This window comes from Nonomuraea sp. NPDC050328, assembly GCF_044459405.1.
GTDB lineage: Bacteria > Actinomycetota > Actinomycetes > Streptosporangiales > Streptosporangiaceae > Nonomuraea.
Window position 1 is genome coordinate 327,459 of sequence record NZ_JBITIW010000001.1, and the last position, 18,930, is coordinate 346,388.

General features: G+C 72.5%; 15 protein-coding genes. 6 read left to right on the forward strand and 9 right to left on the reverse strand.

Annotated elements, in window-relative coordinates; genetic code table 11:
- Positions 1 to 108: 108 nt before the first annotated feature.
- Complete coding sequence (locus ACIBG7_RS01520; RefSeq protein WP_397334818.1) at positions 109 to 2,415, forward strand: FHA domain-containing protein; 2,307 nt, start codon at positions 109 to 111, stop codon at positions 2,413 to 2,415.
- On the opposite strand, the gene ACIBG7_RS01525 is transcribed toward ACIBG7_RS01520, so the two are convergent.
- Complete coding sequence (locus ACIBG7_RS01525; RefSeq protein WP_397334819.1) at positions 2,412 to 2,867, reverse strand: hypothetical protein; 456 nt, start codon at positions 2,865 to 2,867, stop codon at positions 2,412 to 2,414. The genes ACIBG7_RS01520 and ACIBG7_RS01525 overlap by 4 nt on opposite strands.
- A 51-nt stretch (positions 2,868 to 2,918) precedes the next feature.
- Between ACIBG7_RS01525 and ACIBG7_RS01530 the strand changes: the two genes are divergently transcribed.
- The 3 genes from ACIBG7_RS01530 to ACIBG7_RS01540 all read left to right on the forward strand — a co-directional run bounded on the left by ACIBG7_RS01530 (position 2,919) and on the right by ACIBG7_RS01540 (position 5,970).
- Positions 2,919 to 3,596, forward strand: a complete 678-nt coding sequence (locus tag ACIBG7_RS01530; protein WP_357917484.1) for a response regulator transcription factor — start codon at positions 2,919 to 2,921, stop codon at positions 3,594 to 3,596.
- Entirely contained in the window at positions 3,593 to 4,885 is a 1,293-nt protein-coding gene (locus ACIBG7_RS01535; protein WP_397334820.1) for a sensor histidine kinase, read from the forward strand. The genes ACIBG7_RS01530 and ACIBG7_RS01535 overlap by 4 nt, the downstream gene beginning before the upstream one ends.
- Positions 4,886 to 4,983: 98 nt before the next feature.
- Positions 4,984 to 5,970 carry a lytic polysaccharide monooxygenase gene (locus tag ACIBG7_RS01540; protein WP_397334821.1) on the forward strand — a complete coding sequence of 329 codons (987 nt, stop codon included), beginning with the start codon at positions 4,984 to 4,986 and terminating at the stop codon, positions 5,968 to 5,970.
- 68 nt (positions 5,971 to 6,038) lie between these two features.
- On the opposite strand, the gene ACIBG7_RS01545 is transcribed toward ACIBG7_RS01540, so the two are convergent.
- The 4 genes from ACIBG7_RS01545 to ACIBG7_RS01560 form a co-directional block, all read right to left on the reverse strand.
- Positions 6,039 to 7,313, reverse strand: a complete 1,275-nt coding sequence (locus ACIBG7_RS01545) for a homoserine dehydrogenase (RefSeq protein WP_397335336.1) — start codon at positions 7,311 to 7,313, stop codon at positions 6,039 to 6,041.
- A 17-nt stretch (positions 7,314 to 7,330) separates the two neighbouring features.
- A complete protein-coding gene (gene lysA / locus ACIBG7_RS01550) occupies positions 7,331 to 8,713 on the reverse strand; it encodes a diaminopimelate decarboxylase (protein ID WP_357917475.1) in 1,383 nt (460 codons plus the stop codon).
- Between the two features lie 78 nt (positions 8,714 to 8,791).
- Complete coding sequence (locus ACIBG7_RS01555; protein WP_357917472.1) at positions 8,792 to 9,382, reverse strand: anticodon-binding protein; 591 nt, start codon at positions 9,380 to 9,382, stop codon at positions 8,792 to 8,794.
- 9 nt (positions 9,383 to 9,391) lie between these two features.
- Positions 9,392 to 11,221 (reverse strand): hypothetical protein, encoded by a 1,830-nt coding sequence (locus tag ACIBG7_RS01560; protein ID WP_397334823.1) that lies wholly within the window; start codon positions 11,219 to 11,221, stop codon positions 9,392 to 9,394.
- 51 nt (positions 11,222 to 11,272) lie between these two features.
- Between ACIBG7_RS01560 and ACIBG7_RS01565 the strand changes: the two genes are divergently transcribed.
- Together ACIBG7_RS01565 and treS are read left to right on the forward strand one after the other, a co-directional pair.
- Complete coding sequence (locus ACIBG7_RS01565) at positions 11,273 to 12,901, forward strand: asparagine synthetase B family protein (RefSeq protein ID WP_397334824.1); 1,629 nt, start codon at positions 11,273 to 11,275, stop codon at positions 12,899 to 12,901.
- A 232-nt stretch (positions 12,902 to 13,133) separates the two neighbouring features.
- Entirely contained in the window at positions 13,134 to 14,831 is a 1,698-nt protein-coding gene (treS, locus tag ACIBG7_RS01570; protein ID WP_357917464.1) for a maltose alpha-D-glucosyltransferase, read from the forward strand.
- Here the strand turns inward: treS and ACIBG7_RS01575 are convergent.
- Genes ACIBG7_RS01575 through ACIBG7_RS01590 form a run of 4 tightly spaced genes read right to left on the reverse strand, consistent with a single transcriptional unit; the run spans position 14,812 to position 18,831 of the window.
- Entirely contained in the window at positions 14,812 to 15,327 is a 516-nt protein-coding gene (locus ACIBG7_RS01575) for a GNAT family N-acetyltransferase (protein ID WP_397334825.1), read from the reverse strand. The two genes, treS and ACIBG7_RS01575, sit on opposite strands and share 20 nt — an antisense overlap.
- Positions 15,324 to 17,603: an FtsX-like permease family protein gene (locus ACIBG7_RS01580; protein ID WP_357917459.1), complete on the reverse strand. Its 2,280-nt coding sequence runs from the start codon at positions 17,601 to 17,603 to the stop codon at positions 15,324 to 15,326. The genes ACIBG7_RS01575 and ACIBG7_RS01580 overlap by 4 nt, the downstream gene beginning before the upstream one ends.
- The gene (locus ACIBG7_RS01585) at positions 17,600 to 18,328 is read right to left on the reverse strand and encodes an ABC transporter ATP-binding protein (protein ID WP_357917456.1); all 729 of its coding nucleotides are present in this window, start codon (positions 18,326 to 18,328) and stop codon (positions 17,600 to 17,602) included. The genes ACIBG7_RS01580 and ACIBG7_RS01585 overlap by 4 nt, the downstream gene beginning before the upstream one ends.
- Positions 18,325 to 18,831, reverse strand: coding sequence for a PadR family transcriptional regulator (locus tag ACIBG7_RS01590; RefSeq protein ID WP_357917453.1), 507 nt, complete (start codon positions 18,829 to 18,831; stop codon positions 18,325 to 18,327). The genes ACIBG7_RS01585 and ACIBG7_RS01590 overlap by 4 nt, the downstream gene beginning before the upstream one ends.
- Positions 18,832 to 18,930: the final 99 nt, after the last annotated feature.

Genomic DNA, 18,930 nt, shown 5'->3' on the forward strand with positions numbered 1-18,930 from the left:
GTCACCTCAGCGGCCGTGGGAGCCCGCCACCTGTGGGAGGAGGGGGTGGGGTGGACGGGGTGGGGGCGGCGGGGCCATTCTGATGGCTCACGTCAACGGGGAAGGTTCATGTCTGGGCTGATCGTGCGGAGCCCGGCCGGGGAGCGCGTGCTGGTGCCGGGGCAACGCCTGGTGATCGGCCGCGAGGCCGACATCGCCATCGTGGACGCCCGGGTGTCACGGCGGCACGCGGAGATCTTCTTCCACCAGGGCGTCTGGGTCTTACGCGACCTGGGCAGCCGCAACGGCACCTACGTGGACCGCCGCCGCGTGTTCGACGTGGAGCTGACCCGCCCGCTGACGGTACGGCTCGGCGGCGCGGAGGACGGCCCGCAGTTCAGCGTCACCCCGCAGGGACCGCCCCGCCCACCGGCGCCCCGCCTGCCCGACCTGCCGGTCACCGCGGTGGGCCGCCCGTCCTCCCCGCGCAACCCCCAGGCGCTCGGCGCCCCGCAACTCGTCCTGCCGCTCGGCCCGTCACTGACCATCGGCCGCTCACCGGACAACAACCTGCCCTTCGAGGACGACCTGCTCGTCTCGCGCCACCACGCCGAGCTGCGCCGCGACGGCTCGGGCACGCTGCTGCGCGACCTGCGCAGCCGCAACGGCACCTACGTCAACGGCGTCCGGGTCGGCGAGCACCGGCTCAACCCCGGCGACCTGGTCTCGGTGGGCCACCACCAGATCCGCTTCCTCGGCGACCGGATCGCCGTGCACGCCGACACCGGCGCGGTCTCGCTGCAGGCCGAGGAGCTGACCGTGCGGGCCGGCCAGGCGGTACTGCTCGACCGGGTCAGCCTGCACCTGGAGGCCCGCAGCCTGATGGCGGTGGTCGGCCCCTCGGGGGCGGGCAAGTCGACGCTGCTCGGCGCGCTGACCGGTTTCCGCCCGGCGACCACCGGCCGCGTGGTCTACGAGGGACGCGACCTGTACGCGCACTACGACGACCTGCGCCACCGCATCGGCCTGGTCCCGCAGGACGACATCCTGCACAAGGAGCTCACCGTCGACCGGGCCCTGAGCTACGCCGCCGCCCTGCGCTTCCCCCAGGACGTCACCAGGGCCGAGCGCGAGCGGCGCATCGACGAGGTGATCGGCCAGCTCGGCCTCGGCGAGCGGCGCGGGCTGCGCATCGACCGGCTCTCGGGCGGCCAGCGCAAGCGCACCAGCGTCGCCCTGGAACTGCTCACCAAGCCTTCGCTGCTCTTCCTCGACGAGCCCACCTCCGGCCTGGACCCCTCGCTCGACAAGGAGGTCATGACCACGTTGCGCGCGCTGGCCGACGACGGCCGGACGGTGGTCGTGGTCACGCACAGCGTGCTGCATCTGAGCGGCTGCGACCGCGTGCTCGTGCTGTGCCGGGGCGGCAAGGTCGGCTATTTCGGCCCGCCGGACGAACTGCTGGGCTTCTTCGGCGTGACCGAATACGCCGAGGTCTTCCGGCTGGTCTCCGAGCAGCCCGACGTCTGGGCCGAGCACTTCCGGCGCTCGCCGTACTTCGCCCGGTACTGCGGGGCACCGCGGCCGGGCGGCGGCGACGGGCGGGCGCTCCCGGCCCCGCCACCGCCGCCGAAGCAGAGCCGGGTGCGGCAGTTCGCCATCCTCGCCCGGCGCATGGCGTCGGTGATCCGCTCGGACCGGCTCGCCGCGCTGTCCATGATCGGCCTGCCGATCGCGCTCGCGCTGATGAGCCGGGTCGTCCAGGGCTCGGACGGGCTCGGCGTGCCGCCCCGGCCGACCGAGGAGGCCGGGACGCTGCTGATCATCCTGATCTTCGGCGCGGCGCTGATGGGCCTCATCGGGGCGATCCGGGAGATCGTCAAGGAGGCGCCGATCTACCGGCGCGAGCGGGCCGTCGGGCTGTCCCCGCTGGCCTACCTGCTGTCGAAGCTGGCCGTGCTCGGCTCGGTCAACCTCGTGCAGGCCGCGCTCTTCGTCGCGCTCAGCCTGCTCGGCCGCGAACCGCCGCCCGATCCGCTGCTGCTGGGCCCGCTGGAGCTCACCGTCGTGGTGGCGCTGGTCGCCTTCACCTGCAGCGTGCTCGGGCTCCTGGTCAGCGCGCTGGTGTCCACCAACGAGCAGGCGATGATGGCCATGGTCGTGCTGATCATGGCGCAGTTCGTCTTCATCGGGAAGCTGATCGAGGTCGTCGGCCGGACCGGGCTGGAGCAGCTCGCCTGGCTCGTGCCCACCCGCTGGGGCTACGCCGCCGCGGCGGCCACCGTGGACCTGCAGCGCATCGACATCTCCCGGATGCGCGACGGCCTCTGGGACCACGACGCCGGCACGTGGCTGGCCTGCATGGGCGTGCTCGCCGGCATGGCCGTGGTGTACGGCGCGCTGGTCCGGCTGGCCCTGCGGCGGCACGAGCCCTAGTACTCCCAGGTGTCGGTGCGCCGCTCCGAGCCGATGCAGAACGCGGCCGAGCCGTGGGCGCCCTGGGCGAGGTCCACCCGGATCCAGCCGTCGTTGCGGCTGACCCGGGTGGTGTAGCCGCTCTTCGGCGTCGCCGACACCAGCGCGCAGCCGTTCCGGTCGAGCCGGAACACCACCTCGCCGCCCTTCACCGTGAGGACCTTCAGGTCCTTTCCAGACTTGGTACGGCGAGGCGTGGGCGTGGGCGGCTGGGAGACCGGACGGGGCGCGGGCGTCGTCACCGCCGCCGGCGACGGCAGGGCCGCGGTGTTCCGGGCCGTCTCAGTGTGCGCGGCCATCGGCCGGACCACCACGTCGGCCACGAACTCGCTGCGCAACACCCCACGCACCGCGAACCACGAAACCGAGATCGCCACCACGGTCGCCCCCAACCAGATGGCAACATATCTCACGGTTCGCCGCATAAGCCGAGTATGGCGGCCCAGGCCAGGTCGGGAGGCGCGATGGCGACGGTACTCGTGGTCGAGGACGACGAGCTCGTCCGAGCCGCGATGATCCACGAGCTCGACCGGCGGGGGCATGCCGTACGCAGCGCCGGATGCGCGCTGGACGCGCTGCGCGAGATCTCCCGCCGCCCGCCCGACCTGGTCGTCCTGGACCTCGGCCTGCCCGACCTGGACGGGTCCGAGGCGTTGCGCATGGTCCGCGGCGTCTCCGACGTACCGGTGATCGTGGCCACCGCCCGCGACGACGAGACGGAGATCGTCCGGCTGCTGGCCGCCGGGGCGGACGACTACCTGGTCAAGCCGTTCTCCGGCGACCATCTCGCGGCCCGGCTGGAGGCCGTGCTGCGTCGTGCCCGCTCGGCGCCGGCGCCGCAGGTGGTGCGGGCCGGAGGGCTGAGCGTCGACCTGGGCCGCCGCGAGGCCGTCCTGGACGGGGTGCGGCTGTCGCTGACCCGCCGGGAGTTCGACCTGCTGGCCTACCTGGCCGCCCGGGCCGACCGGGTGGTCACCCGGCGGGAGCTGCTGAGCGAGGTCTGGCAGCAGTCCTACGGCGACGACCAGACCATCGACGTGCACCTGTCGTGGTTGCGCCGCAAGCTGGGAGAGAGCGCGGCCAGCCCGCGGTACCTGCACACCGTGCGCGGCGTCGGCGTGATGCTCTCGGCCGCGCGGTGAGGCGGACGCTGGCGGCCCTCATGGTGGCGGTCACCTCGATGGTGGCCCTGGCCTTCCTGGTGCCCCTGGCGCTGATCGTGAAGGAGACCGCGCACGGCAGGGCCCTGGCCGACGCGGAACGGCAGGCCTCCTCGCTGGTGCCGGTGCTGGCGCTGACCACCAGGGCCCAGGACCTGGAGCTGGCGATGGCCCGGACGGCGGCGGGCCGGCAGGAACGGCTGGCGATCCACACCAGCGCGGGGGTGACCGGGACCTCGCGGGCCCCGGCCGCCGAGGTGGCCAGAGCCGGCGCGCAGGCCGCCGCGGGCACCTTCGAACTGCCCGACGGGGCGTACGTGCTGCTGCGGCCGGTCGCGCTGGACGGCGAGCGGCGGGCGGTGGTCGAGGTCTTCGTGCCCGCGGCGGAGCTCAACCGGGACGTGCTCGGCTCGTGGGCGGTGCTGACCGGGGTGGCCGTGGTGCTCGTCCTCGGCTCGGTGCTGGTCGGCGACCGGCTGGGCGCGCGGGTGGTGCGGGCGGCCCGGCGGCTGGGCGGGGCGGCGACCGCGCTCGGCCGGGGCGACCTGGGCGAGCGCATCCACCCCGACGGGCCGCCTGAACTGGTCGCGGCGGCCAACGCGTTCAACTCGATGGCCAGCCAGGTGAGCCGGCTGCTGGCCGCCGAGCGGGAACTGGCCGCCGACCTGTCCCACCGGCTGCGCACCCCGCTGGCCGCCCTCCGGCTCAGCCTGGAGCGGCTGGGCCCGCCCGCCGAACCCAGCCGCGAGGCGCTGACCCGGCTGGAGGGCGAGGTGGACTCGATCATCGCCGCCGCCCGGCGGCCGTCGCGGGCGGCGGCCTTCTGCGACGCGGCGGAGGTCGTGCGGGAGCGGCTCACCTTCTGGTCGGCGCTCGCCGAGGACCAGCAGCGGCCCTGGCAGCTCATCGGGGGCTCGCTGCCGGTGCGGGTGCCGGTGCCGGCCGGGGAGCTCAGCGCGACGATCGACGCGTTGCTGGGCAACGTGTTCCGGCACACGGCCGAGGGGACCGCCTTCTCGGTCACCCTGCACGAGGGCAAGGGCACCGTCGGGCTGCTCATCGCCGACGCCGGGCCGGGCATCGCCGACCCGCAGACCGCCCTGGAGCGCGGGGCCAGCGGAGCCGGGTCCACCGGGCTGGGGCTGGACATCGCGCGGCGGCTGGCCGAGTCGACCGGCGGCTCGTTGCGGCTCGACCGCTCAGCGCTGGGCGGCGCCCAGGTCCAGCTCTGGTTCCGCACCGAGGGCCCCACCCGCCGCGCCAAGCATTGAGAAGCCCCCTTAGGAACCCCCTGAAAAGGTGCCTAAGGCCGCCTTAACGGCCACTTAAGCGGGCTTTTCTGCCCACCGGGCTCCCCCAAGGTGGTGCCATGCAGATCAACCGCAAGGCCACCCTCGCCACCTCCCTGGCCGCCCCCACGCTGCTCATGCTCGCCCTCGTTCCCGGCACGGCGAACGCGCACGGCACCATGAACAACCCGCCCAGCCGGGCCATGGTCTGCTACAGCGAGAACCCCGAGAGCCCGAAGTCCGACGCCTGCAAGAAGGCGGTCCAGCTCGGCGGCACCCAGCCGTTCTACGACTGGAACGAGGTCAACATCGCCAACGCCGCCGGGCGGCACCGCGAGATCATCCCCGACGGGCGGCTGTGCGGCGCCGGGCGGGACAAGTACCGCGGCCTCGACCAGGCGCGGGCGGACTGGCCCGCGACGACCCTGTCGGCCGGCTCGCCGTACACCTTCCGCTTCCGTGCCACGGCCCCGCACCGGGGCGCCTTCGAGCTGTACGTCACGAAGGACGGCTACGACCCGGCCCAGCCGCTGAAGTGGTCGGACCTGGAGGCCAAGCCGTTCCTCAGCCAGACCGACCCGACGCTGGCCAACGGCTCGTACGTGCTGGAGGGGCGGCTGCCGGCCAAGAAGGGCCGCCACCTGATCTACGCGATCTGGCAGCGCAGTGACAGCCCCGAGGCCTTCTACTCCTGCAGCGACGTCGTCTTCGGCGGCGAGTCCCCGACCACCCCGCCGACGACCCCGCCGACGACCCCGCCCACCACTCCCCCCACAACGCCGCCGACCACTCCGCCTGGGGGCGCACTAGGGGCCGTCAACGCCGGCGTGGGCCTCAGCCCCACCACGGCCAGACTGGGCGGCCAGGTGAAGGTGACCGCGGTGTGCAGCGGCTCGCAGGTCTCCCACATCGCCTCGAACGCCTTCGTCCCGGCCCGCACCCACCCCGAAGTCCCGACCGTGGCCTGGGCCCCGGCGCTGAAGACGGCGCGCACGGGCACCTTCCCGGTGACCGTGCACTGCAAGAACGGCGGCCTGGCCCGCACCGTCCTCACTGTCAGGAGCTGACCCCCGAAACCGGAAACGGCCCGTCCCCACCTACCTGCGGGACGGGCCGTTTCCATCGGTCAAAAGGGTCAGTCGTCGCCCTCGACCCGCATCACACTGGCCACCGCCCGCACGATGTCGAGCTCACGCAGCCCGTCCATGGTCGCGGTGAGCGCCGCGTCGGTGGCGCGGTGGCTGACGATGACGAGCTGGGCGTCGTCGCCGTGCCCCTCCTGACGCACCGTCTGGATCGAGACGTCGTGCCGCGCGAACTCCTCGGCCACCCGGGCGAGCACGCCGGGCTTGTCGGCCACGTCGAGCGCCACGTGCACGCGCGTGACCGTCTCGCCCATCGGGTGCACCGCCAGCGAGGCGTAGGTGGACTCGTCCGGCCCGCGCGTGCCCGCGATGCGGTTGCGCGCCACGGCCACGATGTCGCCGAGCACCGCGGAGGCGGTCGGCGCGCCGCCGGCGCCCTTGCCGTAGAACATGAGCTGCCCGGCCGACTCGGCCTCGACGAAGACCGCGTTGTAGGCCTCGCCGACCCCGGCCAGCGGGTGCGTCCTGGGGATCATCGCCGGGTGCACGCGCACCCCGATCGAGCGGCCGTCGTCGGACTTGGCGCAGATGGCCAGCAGCTTGATGACGTAGCCCATCGCCTTGGCGGAGGCGACGTCGGTCGCGGTGATCTCGGTGATGCCCTCGCGGTGCACCTCGGCGGCGGTGACGCGGCTGTGGAAGGCCAGCCCGGCGAGGATGGCCGCCTTGGCGGCGGCGTCGAAGCCCTCGACGTCGGCGGTCGGGTCGGCCTCGGCGTAGCCGAGCGACTGCGCCTCCTCCAGCGCCTCGGTGAAGGAGGCGCCCGTGCTGTCCATCTTGTCGAGGATGTAGTTGGTCGTGCCGTTGACGATGCCGAGCACCCGGCGGACGTGGTCGCCGGCCAGCGACTCGCGCAGCGGGCGCAGCAGCGGGATGGCCCCGGCGACGCTGGCCTCGTAGTAGAGGTCGCCGTTGCCGGCGCGGGCCGCCTCGAACAGCGCCGCGCCGTCCTCGGCCAGCAGCGCCTTGTTGGCCGTGACCACGGCCTTGCCCTTGGACAGCGCGCTGACCAGCAGCGAGCGGGCCGGCTCGATGCCGCCGATCACCTCGACGACGATGTCCACGTCGTCGCGGGCGACCAGGCTCTCGGCGTCGGTGGTGAGCAGGGCCGGGTCGAAGTCGACGTCGCGCTTGCGCCCGGACCGCCGCACGGCCACGCCGGCCAGTTCCAGCGGCGCGCCGACGCGGGCGGCCAGGTCGGCGGCCTGCTCGTGCATGAGCCGGATGACCTGCGACCCGACGACCCCGCACCCGAGCAGGGCCACTTTGAGAGGTTTGCCACTCACAACTGCCCCCTGAGCAGGTCGTCCTCGGTCTCGCCCTGGACGATCACGCGGGACTCGCCGTTCGCGACGGCGACCACCGCGGGCCGGGGCAGGTAGTTGTAGTTGCTGGCCAGCGACCGGCAGTAGGCGCCGGTGGCGGCCACGGCGATCAGGTCGCCGGGCGCGAGGTCGGCGGGCAGGTAGTGGTCGCGGACCACGATGTCGCCGCTCTCGCAGTGCTTGCCGACCACGCGGCTGAGCATCGGCTCGGCCTGCGACTCGCGCGAGACCAGCGCGGTGGTGTACTCCGCGCCGTAGAGCGCGGTGCGCACGTTGTCGCTCATGCCGCCGTCGATGCTCACGTAGGTGCGCAGGCCCTCGACGTCCTTGACCGTGCCGACCTCGTAGAGCGTGATCCCGCCCGGGCCGACGATGGCCCGGCCGGGCTCGACGGTCAGCCGCGGCACCGGCAGCCCGGCGTCGGTGCAGACCTTCGCCACGATCTCGCGCAGGCTGTCGGCGATCTCCTTGACGTCGGGCGCCTGGTCGTCGGGGGTGTAGGCGATGCCGTACCCGCCGCCGAGGTCGAGCTCGGGCAGGAGCACGCCGTGCTCCTCCTTGATCTGCACCAGCAGCGTCGCCAGCCGCCGCGCGGCCACCTCGAAGCCGGCGGTGTCGACGATCTGCGACCCGATGTGCGAGTGCAGGCCGACCAGTTCGAGCTGCGGCAGGGCCAGGATGCGGCGGACCGCCTCGGCCGCCGCGCCGGTGTTGAGCGACAGGCCGAACTTCTGGTCGTCGTGCGCGGTCGCGATGAACTCGTGGGTGTGCGCCTCGACGCCGGTGGTGACCCGGATCATCACGCGGGGCCGCTTGCCGTGCTGCTCGGCCAGGAAGCCCAGGCGGGCGATCTCCTCGTAGGAGTCGACGACGATGTGCCCGACGCCGACCTCCAGGGCCTTGGTGAGCTCGGCCACGGACTTGTTGTTACCGTGCATCGTGATGCGCTCGGGCGGGAAGCCGACGCTCAGCGCGACGGCGAGCTCGCCGCCGCTGGCCACGTCGAGGCCGAGGCCCTCCTGGTGGAGCCAGCGGACGATCTCGCGGCACAGGAACGCCTTGCCCGCGTAGTGCACGTCGGATCCGGCGAAGGCGGTGGCGTAGTCGCGCATCCGCGAGCGCACGTCCTCCTCGTCGACCACGAAGAGCGGCGTGCCGTACTGTCCGGCCAGGTCACGGACGTCGACGCCGCCGATCGTGAGCGCGCCGTCGCGCCGGCCGGACGTTCGCGGCCAGATCGCGGGGTTGATCTGGTTGAGGTCGGCGGGCGCCAGCGGGGGGCGCTCATGGGGCAGCATCTCGGCGTGCCGGTCCCCGGCGGGATGGGCGAATCGACTCACCCGATCGAGGCTATCGGACCGGCGGCTTCGGCTGGACCCGCTGCCCACCTGTCGAGACGGTCCACGAAAGATTTTCCTTTACAACCGGTCTGGCCCAGGAAGTACTTTTCGTACGGCTTCCGCCAGCCGTACCCGGGCTGTGTGCAGGGCAGACGCCGGCTCGTCCCCCTTCGGTACGGCAGGCGCCCGCTCGTGCGCGTCATGGTAGGCCAGCGCCAGCCGCACCGAATACGACGCCCAGCCACCATTTCTTGCGCCCTGTCGCGCGGGCAGCTCCGCCAGCACCCGCAGCACCCGCCGGTCCCATACCCCGTCGAGCAGCTCGCCCCTGAACGGCTCCCGGGCGACCCCCAGCTCGGCCGCCCACCGCTCGGTGTTCAGGGCGCGCACGTGCGCGTAGCGCACCACGAAGCCGGGGTTGTCCCACGTCCGCGGCAGGTCCGGCCACTCGCCCTGCGGCACCGCGCCCGGCTCGGCGCCGAGCAGCTCCCCCGGGTGCGCCACGACGATCCGGATCAGCCCGCCGGGCAGCACCTCGGCGCCGGGGACGGCCGCGGCCACCTCGTGCGGGTCGCGCCGCTGCCGCAGCGCGGCCCTCGACACGAAGACCGCCTCGCCCGCCCAGTCCCCCTCGGGGTCGGCGGGCTCCCCCAGCACGCGAAACTCCACCCTCGCAGGCTAGATCAGCGCGTGCGGCTCCGCCGAGCCGTACTCGACCAGGTGCGCCGCGCCCAGCAGCCAGCGGTCCTCCTGGCGGACCCGCACGTAGCCGAAGCGGTCGGCGGAGAAGACCTTGACGCCGTCGGTGCGGCACTGGCGCATGAGCACCGTGTCCCAGCCGTCGGTGAGGTCGGCGATGCCCAGCTCGCGCAGGGTGTTGCGGCGGCCCAGCAGGGTGGCGCCGTTGATCTCCGGCAGGTAGGCGTACTCCGCCTCCGGCTGCTTGAGCAGCGTGGCCTGCGGCGCGCGCAGGTGCGCGTAGAAGGCCGCCTTGCCGACCAGGTCGGCGTTGGCGAACAGGAAGGCGCGCGTGAGGTCGGACAGGTAGTACTTGCCGTAGACGTCGCGCGGGTCCATCACCGCCACCAGGTCGCCCTCGCACAGGTCGAGGCCGCGGTTGAGCATCGCGCCGGTGGTGAGCGCCGGGTCGAGCGGGCGGAAGACGACGTCGGTGGCCGGCATGAGCTCGCGGGCGCGCTCCTCGGCCTCGTCCGGGCCGAAGACGACGAGCTGGGTGACGCCGGCCTGCCGGGCCACCTGCGCGAGCGCCTGCTCGACGTCGTCGTGCACGACCATCATGACCGAGATGTTCAGGGTCGCCCGGTGGCTGGGCAGGCCGATGGCCGCCAGCAGGTCGTCCACGCGCTCGGTCATCGTGCCGCCGGCGTAGGCGCGGCGCAGCGCGACGTGGGCGCGGCGCGAGTCGGGCTCGGGGCCGATCGGCGTGCCGCAGGCGGCGATCTCGGCCAGCCGCCACTGCGGCGTGCCGGGCGGCGCCTCGACCGCGGCCGGCCAGCGGTAGGAGGTGAGGGTGTCGGGGTAGGGCAGGTCGTCCGGCAGGAGCTGCTCCAGGCTCAGCACCCGGTCGATCCGCCCGCCGGGCAGCGGCAGCGGGTTGTGCACACGCGGCTGCACACCGAACTTCAACCGCGGCCAGCCGGAGGCGTCCTCGACGGTGAAGCGGTGCTCGAACAGCGCCGCGGCCGCCGCGTAGTCGGCGAGGTTGCCCTTGGTGTGCCAGAAGACCGTACGGATGCCGCGCTCCGCGCACCAGGCCAGCAGCGCCTGGAGCCCCTCGCCGGGCTCGCCGAGCAGCTCCTGCGCCCACGGACCCTCGGTCACGGACTCGACGACCAGCAGGTGCGGCGTCTCCAGCGGCAGCACCCGGGCGAAGTCACGCGGCGTGAAGCCCACCGTCTGCCGCCACTCGTACCGCAGCAGCGCCTCGACGTGCGGATCGGCGATGACCGCCGCGGTGAGGTGCGGGCGGGTGTTGGGGCCGGTCGGCACCCGGAACGGCTTGAGCCGGAAGGAGGCGCCCTCGACCGTGCGGATCGAGCTGGTCGCCTGGAAGTGCGACTTCTCCGCGCCCTTGGCCACCGGCAGCGGCTTGCGCTTGGGCGCCGAGGGCCGCTTGACCGGCTTGGCCGCCACCCGCAGCCCCTTGGCCAGGCGCACCGGGTTGCTCTTGCCGGACTTGATGGCGTCGCCGATCCGCGTCCAGCGGGCCACCTTCATCGACGACAGCTTCCACTGCGCGACCTCGGCCTGGTAGCGCTGCTCGGCGGCCTCCTTGCGCAGCTTCTCGGCCGCGGCGCGCTCACGCCTGAGCTGCTCCTCGGCCTCTTCGAGGCGCGCGGCGAGCACCCTGGCCTCCTCGCCGCTGCGCTCGGCCTCGGCCAGCCTGGCCTGGGCGGCGTCCAGCAGGCGGGCCAGCTCGGCCGCCTGCCCCGCCTGGGCGATGGCCTCCCGAAGGGCCCGACGAGTGCTCTCCAGCTCCGTGCTCACGATTGGGAAGGATACTCTTTGCCCATTGATGGCTCGAAGGGGTGAGATCCGGTGCAGTTCAATGTGCGGCCCTACATCTGCGGCGCTCTCGGCCGGATCGACGGCACGCTGCTGGACAAGCTCACCGGCGCCGGCCCGCGGGTCAAGCCCGCGCTGCGCTCGGAGGAGGCGGCGCTGTACAGCAGCGTCCCGCTGCCGCCCTACCACCGCGCGGGCGAGCACTTCGCCTTCGCGTGGGGCGAGCGCAAGCCGTACGGCGGGGACGAGTGGATCTCGGTGGCCGAGACCTTCGAGACGCCCGGCCTGATCGGCTCGCCCGGCCGGCACGTGCTGCACACCGGCGGGCTCGGGCTGGTCGACCTCTATTACGTACGGCAGGGCGACGCGGTCTACTTCTCCTCGCTGATCTGGCCGCTGCTGGAGCTGGTCGAGGTGGACATCGACTGGTCGGCGTGGGCCGCGATCCTCCAGGTGACCTTCCCCCTGGGCGAGGCCACCCCGTACTCGCGGGTCAAGCGGCTGCCCGGGTCGAGCGCGATCGTGCTGGAGAACGGGGTGCTGCGCACCGAGCGGCGGCTGCCCCGCTGGCTGCGGCGCGAGCCGTACGAGGCCTGGACCAGCGCGGGCGAGCTGCTCGACCTGCTGCACGAGGTCTACAAGGACTACGAGGGCCGGCCGCTGCTGGTGCCGGTCAGCGGCGGGTACGACTCGCGGCTGCTGGCCAGCGTGGCGGTGGCGCGCGGCTTCGACGTGGAGTCGTGGACGACCAGCCCCGACGACGGCACCGACACCGACATCGCCTTCGCCCGGGCGATCACCCGCGAGCTCGGCATCCCGCACCGCGTCATCACCCAGGACGCCGCCGACTACCCGCGCGACGCGCTGGAGGTGGCGCGGCGGCTGGAGTACCTCACCCCGCACCACGCCTGGTACGCGCCCTTCGCCCGCGAGGTCCAGCGTTCCGGCCGGGTCCTGGTCGACGGCCTGGCCGGCGGCCCGCTGCTGAAGAACTTCATGGTCAGCGGCTCGGCCCTGGCCGCCTCCTCGCAGGCCGAGCGCTCGGCCGCCCTGCTCGACTCGCTCTCGCTGGGCGCGCCGTCGATGCCGTTCCTGTCGGAGCGGGCGCAGGAGTGGATGTCCGAAACCGTGCGCGACGCGTTCGCCGAGTCGACCTCCATGTTGCACGGCCATCGCGCCGAGCTGCCGCTGTCGGTGCTGCACACCCGCACCGTGCGCGGCATCGCGCGCTCGGCGGTCAACCTGGTCGGCCCCGAGGCGTCCTTCGCCGCACCCTTCATCCACCCCGACTTCTTCGACGCCGCGCTCTCCGTCGGCGTCGGGCGCAAGGACGGCGGCCGGTTCTACCGCGAGCTGCTCCACGCCGCCGGCCCGCGGGTCGCCGCGCTGCCCTCGACCAACGTCGTCAAGCAGCCGTTGCGCCGCGTCCCGCTGCGCTCGACCGCCGCGCCGGCCCGGGTCTACTCGCACGACCTGCTGAGCGTCGTCGCCTCCCGGGTGCCCGGGCTGCTCTCCCCCGAGGCGCACGCGGTCATCGCCGACGGCCCCGACGCGCTGGCGCGCTTCCACGGGTGGAACGACCGGTTCTGGGTTCGGGGGCTGACGCTGTTCGGCGCCTGGCTGCGTGACTTCGACTGTGCACCGCAAACACCCTTCGAGTGACCGCTAGGTAACAGGAAGATTACGAACAGTCGTCGTGGGCACGTTCGGAAGGTGGTTCCGGATACCCGCGGGGCTGGTAGTGTTCGGCCCGTAAGCGCCGCGTACAACCGGGCAACCCCCGGAACGGGCATGGAGATCGCAGGGATGACGGCTCCAGGCGGCGCGGTCACCACAATTCACGCCGGGGAACCGGTGACTTCGTCCTGCCCACATCTCCTTCTGTGAGCGTCCAATGAGCTATGCATCCCCGTCGCCGGATCCGGTCAGCGAGTCCTTCGTCTCGGAGGACCCTAGCTGGTACAAGCGGGCGGTGTTCTACGAGGTGCTGGTCCGGGGGTTCAAGGACTCCAACGGTGACGGCACCGGCGACCTTCGCGGTCTGATCGAGAAGCTCGACTACCTCGAGTGGCTCGGCGTCGACTGCCTGTGGTTGCTGCCGCTGTACGAGTCGCCGTTGAAAGACGGCGGCTACGACATCTCGGACTACATGAAGATCCTGCCCGAGTTCGGCGACCTGGCCGACTTCGTGCAGCTCATCGAGTCCGCGCACGCCAGGGGGCTGCGGATCATCACCGACCTGGTGATGAACCACACCAGCGACAAGCACCCCTGGTTCCAGGCCTCCCGGCACGATCCGGAAGGCCCGTACGGCGACTTCTACGTCTGGTCGGACAAGCCCACGGGCTACCCCGACGCGCCGATCATCTTCATCGGGGCCGAGGAGTCCAACTGGACCTACGACCCGGTGCGTAAGCAGTACTACTGGCACCGCTTCTTCCACCACCAGCCGGACCTCAACTACGACAACCCGGCGGTGCAGGAGGCGATGCTGGAGGTCCTGCGCTTCTGGCTCGACCTGGGCATCGACGGCTTCCGGCTGGACGCCGTGCCGTACCTGTTCGAGCGGGAGGGCACCTCCTGCAGCGGGCTGCCGGAGACGCACGCCTACCTGAAGAAGGTGCGCGCGGAGGTCGACAGGCTCTACCCCGACCGGGTGCTGCTGGCCGAGGCCAACGGCTGGCCCGAGGACGTGGTCGAGTACTTCGGCGACCCGACGGTCGGCGGCGACGAGTGCCACATGGCCTTCCACTTCCCGCTGATGCCGCGCATCTACATGGCGGTCAAGAAGGAGTCGCGCGAGCCGATCTCCGAGATCATGTCGCGCACCCCCAAGCTGCCCGACACCGCCCAGTGGGGCATCTTCCTCCGCAACCACGACGAGCTCACCCTGGAGACCGTCACCGAGGAAGAGCGCGACTACATGCACGCGGAGTACGCCAAGGACCCGCGTATGCGGGCCTACCTGGGCATCCGCCGCCGGCTCGCGCCGCTGCTGGACAACGACCGCGACCGCATCGAGCTGTTCACCGCGCTGCTGCTGTCGTTGCCGGGCTCGCCGGTCATGTACTACGGCGACGAGATCGGCATGGGCGACAACATCTGGCTGGAGGACCGCGACGCGGTCCGCACTCCGATGCAGTGGAGTCCGGACCGCAACGCCGGCTTCTCGCAGGCCGACCCGGGCCGGCTCTACCTGCCGGCCGTCATGGACCCGATCTACGGGTTCCAGGCGGTCAACGTCGAGGCGCAGTTGCGCAGCGAGGGCTCGCTGCTCCACTTCACCCGGCGCATGCTGCAGATCCGGCGTGAGCACCCGGTGTTCGGCACCGGCGCCTACACCGAGATGTGGTCGAACAACCCCGCGGTCCTGACCTTCATGCGCGAGGACGGCGACGACCTCATGCTGTGCGTCAACAACCTCGCCAAGTTCCCGCAGCCGGTCGAGCTCGACCTGCGCCGCTTCGAGGGCATGACGCCGATCGAGGCCAGGGGCGGGGTGCACTTCCCGAAGATCGGGTCGCTGCCGTACCTGCTCACCCTGCCGGGGCACGGCTTCTACTGGTTCGCCCTCAGGCGGACCGAGGATTGATCAACTGGTGGAGGTAGCAGTCCTGCCACCTCCCCGCGATCTTCAGATAGGTGGGTGCGAGGGCGTAACGGACGAACCCGTTACGCTCCAGCATCCGCTGCGAGCGCACGTTGTCGAGCACCGTGTCCGCCTGGATGCGGTGCAGGCCGAGCTCGTCGAAGGCGACCTCGATGACCTCGCGCAGCGCCCGGGTGGCCAGGCCGCGCCCGCCGGCCTTCTCGGCCAGCCAGTAGCCCACGTAGCACGACTGGAACGCCCCGCGGACGATGCCGTTGATGATGATGCGCCCGGCCACCTCGCCCTGCTCGTCGAGGATCACGAAGGGCCGGCAGTCGTCCTGGGCCAGCACTCCGGCGACCGCCTCGTGCTGGCCCTCCTCGGTGAAGAAACTCTCCGGCCGCTCGGGCTCCCAGGGGGCCAGGAAGTCGCGGTTCTCGCGGATCAACGTGGTCAGGGCGGGGACGTCGTCGAGCGTCAGGGGGCGGATCACAGTCATCCGGTGAGCCTAGTCCCCGCCGCCGGGACGGACGCGCGCGCCGCCCGCCGGGCCGGGATGAGCGCCACCGCCAGCGCGGCCCCGACCGCCGTCAGCACCGCCGCCACCACCGCCGGTACGGCAGGCGGCCGCCCGATGCCCGCGCCCACCCCGCTGGTGTGCCCCTGCAGGTCGATCAGCCAGGTCACCACCAGCGCGCCCGCCGCCGTCCCGGCCAGCACGCCGAGGATGACCAGCAACCCGGTGGCGGTCACCAGGGTCGCGGTCACCTGGCGCGGCGTCAGCCCCATCGCCTTGAGGACGGCCAGGTCGGAGGCGTGGTCGCGCAGGCCGAGGGCGATGGCGGTGAGCAGGTTGGCCAGGGCGATGAGGGCGAGCACCACGATGAGGCCCACGATGATCATCCGGATGACGCCCAGCCGCTCGGCGGGGTTGATCACCCGCTGCACGTCGAGCGCCTCCCCCGAGGCGGCCAGCAGGCGCGGGGCGACCTCGGCGGGGTCGGCGCCCGGCCGCAGGTCGAGGGCGTAGAAGGCGGGCGGGACGGTGTCCTTGGCCTCCAGGGTGTCGAGGCCGACGGACAGCACCTGGCCGTCGAGTTCGGGCTCGACCACCCGGCCGACCACCCGGACGATCAGCGGGGTGCCGCCGACGGTGAGCCGGACGCGGTCGCCGATCCGGATGCCGAGCAGGTCGAGCAGGCCCTGCCCGGCCACGGCCTCGCCGGGCTGGGTGTAGCCCCTGCCCTCGGCGACCGGATACGGGTAGGGGTCGAGGGAGGTGCCGATGGCGCGCACCCGCACCGAGCGGGCCTCGCCGGGGGCCAGGGCGTTGACGGTGCTGCCCTGGTAGACCTTGCGGATGTCGGGGTTCTGCCGCAGCAGGAGTTCGGTCTCGGCGGGGGTGAGCTTGCCCTTCTTGACGATCAGGCCGGCCGACTGGCCCACCTGCTCCGGGTGCTTCAGGAAGTTGTCGAGGGTGGACCACACGCCCAGCCCGATGGTGATCATCATCATCGGCACCGCGAGCCCGAAGGCGGTCAGGAAGGCCGGGACCGGGCGGGTGAAGGCGTCGCGGGTGCCGAGCACGAGGGCGGGCGGCAGCCGTACCAGCAGGGCGAGGCGGGCCAGGCGCGACAGGTGGCCGCGCGGCGGCGCGCCGGGCGCGGCCGGGATCGGCGGGGTGCGCCCGCCGCGCCAGGCGGGCAGCCCGACCGCGGCCAGCACGACGAGTGCCGCGCCCACCGCGATGGCCAGCACCGGCAGGGGCGCGGCCGAGGTCGCGCCGAGCACCCAGACGCAGGCCGCCCAGCCGGCCGACAGGCCCAGCCCGATGCCGAGCAGGCCCAGCGCGCCGTGCTCGACGACCAGCAGGGCGGCGATCTGGTGCCTGGTGAAACCGAGCGACTTGAGCGTGGCCAGGTCGCGAAGCTGGCCGAGCACTCGCCCGCCGGCCGCGTTGGCCAGCGCGAGCGCCGCGGCGACCAGGCCGGCCACGCCGAAGAGCGCGAGCAGCGTGCCGAGGAGCCGGTTGTCCAGTTCCATCGCCGCGCGCACCTCGCGCCAGGTGTAGACGCGCTCCAGCCGGCTGAGGCGGACCACCGCGCGCTGGGAGATCACCTGGGTGGCGTCCGCGTCGGCCAGGCGCAACCCGGTGACCCATTCGCTCAGGCCGTGTTTCGGCTCGACCTGGTCGAGCGTGCCGGGCAGCACCCAGGCCAGGCCGGGCGTCCACTCGGGGTAGAAGCCCTGTTCTGCGGAGTCGGCGACGCCGCGCACGTAGAGCACGCGACGGGCGCCGCCGAGCGTGTTGACCGTCAGCGGCGCGCCCAGCCGCAGGCCCAGCGCCCGGGCGAAGGACTGCTCGACGACCACCCCGTCCGGCTGGGCCGAGCTCAGCCAGGCGCCCTCGCGCACCACCGGGTGCGCCACCTCCGGCAGCGCGGCGGGCAGCGCGCGCAACGCCGCCGGGGCCTTCTTCCCGTCCTGCACCACGGTCACCGGCGCCGAACGGTACGGCCCGGCCGACCGCACCACCCCGTCGAGCTCGCGCAACCGGGCGACGTCGGGCGGGTCGGTGGTGTGGATCCAGATGTGCGCGCCGTCGGTCTGGGCGAACAGGCTGCGCCAGGGGTTGGTGCCCTCCTCCAGCAGCGTCGCCCCGGTGAGCAGCGCGGCGACGATCCCGGCCACCGACAGCACGGTCAGCAGGGCCTGCGCGGGACGCGCGCGCAGGTCGGACCGGATGAACCGGCCCCCGGCCCGGACGACGCTCATCGGAGGTCGATCACCTCGCCGGCGGTGCCGGTGGCCGAGCGGCGGCGCGGGATGCGCCCGTCGTCGATGATCTCGCCGTCGAGCAGCGAGATCACCCGGTCGGCCAGAGCGGCCACCCGGGCGTCGTGCGTGACCATGACGATCGTCTGCCCGTCGCGGTGCACCTCGCCCAGCAGCCGCAGCACGTCGCGGGTGTTGCGGCTGTCGAGGTTGCCGGTCGGCTCGTCGGCCAGCAGCAGGCTCGGCTGGTTGGCCAGCGCCCGGGCCAGCGCGACCCGCTGCTGCTCGCCGCCGGACAGCCGGCCGGGCGAGGCGGTGGCGCGGTCGGTCAGGGTGAGGCGTTCCAGCAGGAACTCGCGCCGCTCGCGCGCCTCCCGGGGCGAGACCCCGGCCAGCAGCGCGGGCAGTTCGACGTTGTCCGCGACGGTCATGTTGGCGACCAGGTTGAAGCCCTGGAAGACGAAGCCGATCTTGCGGCGCCTGAGCACCGCCCAGGCGCTCTCGGTGAGGCTGTCCACCCGTTTGCCGTCCAGCCAGATCTCACCGCTGGTGCGCACGTCGAGGCCGCCGAGCATGTGGATCAGGGTGGACTTGCCCGATCCGGACGGCCCCATGATCGCGACGAACTCCCCGTCGTCGACCTCCAGGTCGATCCCGCGTACGGCGTGCACGGGCACGCCGGTGTTGGAGTAGATCTTGACGAGGTTGTGCGCCTTCAACGTCACAGGAGCTCCTCCTGACAGCGCTGCAGCCAGTCGAGGTCGGCCTGCAGGTGCAGCATGGCCCCCTCGATGAGCAGGAGCGCGACCCGGTTGGCCGGGTCGGTGCTCTCGCACAGCTCGTTGAGCTCGCGCATGAGCACGAGGTAGTGCCGCCGCTGCCGGCCGATCAGGACCATGCGGTCGGCGATGCCGGTGAGCGGGGCGAGGATGAGCTTCATGTAGAACTCGTCGCGGACCCGGGGGCCCTCGGTGGGTTCCTCCACCCAGGCGGTGAGCGTCTCCCGGCCCTTGGCGGTCAGGTAGTAGACCTTCTTGTTCGGCCGGTTGGACTGCTCGACGTCGACCGCTCTGACCAGGCCGTCTTTCTCCAGCCTGGCGAGGGTGACGTAGATCTGCCCGATGTTGGGAGAGGGGTAGGCGGCGCCGAAGGTCAGTTCCAGCGCCTGCTTCAGCTCGTAGCCGTGCGCGGGCTCCTTCGCGAGCAGGGCCAGAAGGTGCAGCCGCACGCGGGCCTCCCTGTTATGCAGGCGTTACATGACCTTCCGTTGACGTCCAGTTTACGGGTGTGCATAACATGAATGCATCTACCTAACACGTATGTAATG

Coding starts and splice junctions, on each gene's coding strand:
- ACIBG7_RS01520 (WP_397334818.1), top strand. CDS start 109: ATGTCTGGGCTGATCGTGCGGAGCCCGGCCGGGGAGCGCGTGCTGGTG.
- ACIBG7_RS01530 (WP_357917484.1), top strand. CDS start 2,919: ATGGCGACGGTACTCGTGGTCGAGGACGACGAGCTCGTCCGAGCCGCG.
- ACIBG7_RS01540 (WP_397334821.1), top strand. CDS start 4,984: ATGCAGATCAACCGCAAGGCCACCCTCGCCACCTCCCTGGCCGCCCCC.
- treS (WP_357917464.1), top strand. CDS start 13,134: ATGAGCTATGCATCCCCGTCGCCGGATCCGGTCAGCGAGTCCTTCGTC.
- ACIBG7_RS01575 (WP_397334825.1), bottom strand. CDS start 15,327: ATGACTGTGATCCGCCCCCTGACGCTCGACGACGTCCCCGCCCTGACC.
- ACIBG7_RS01580 (WP_357917459.1), bottom strand. CDS start 17,603: ATGAGCGTCGTCCGGGCCGGGGGCCGGTTCATCCGGTCCGACCTGCGC.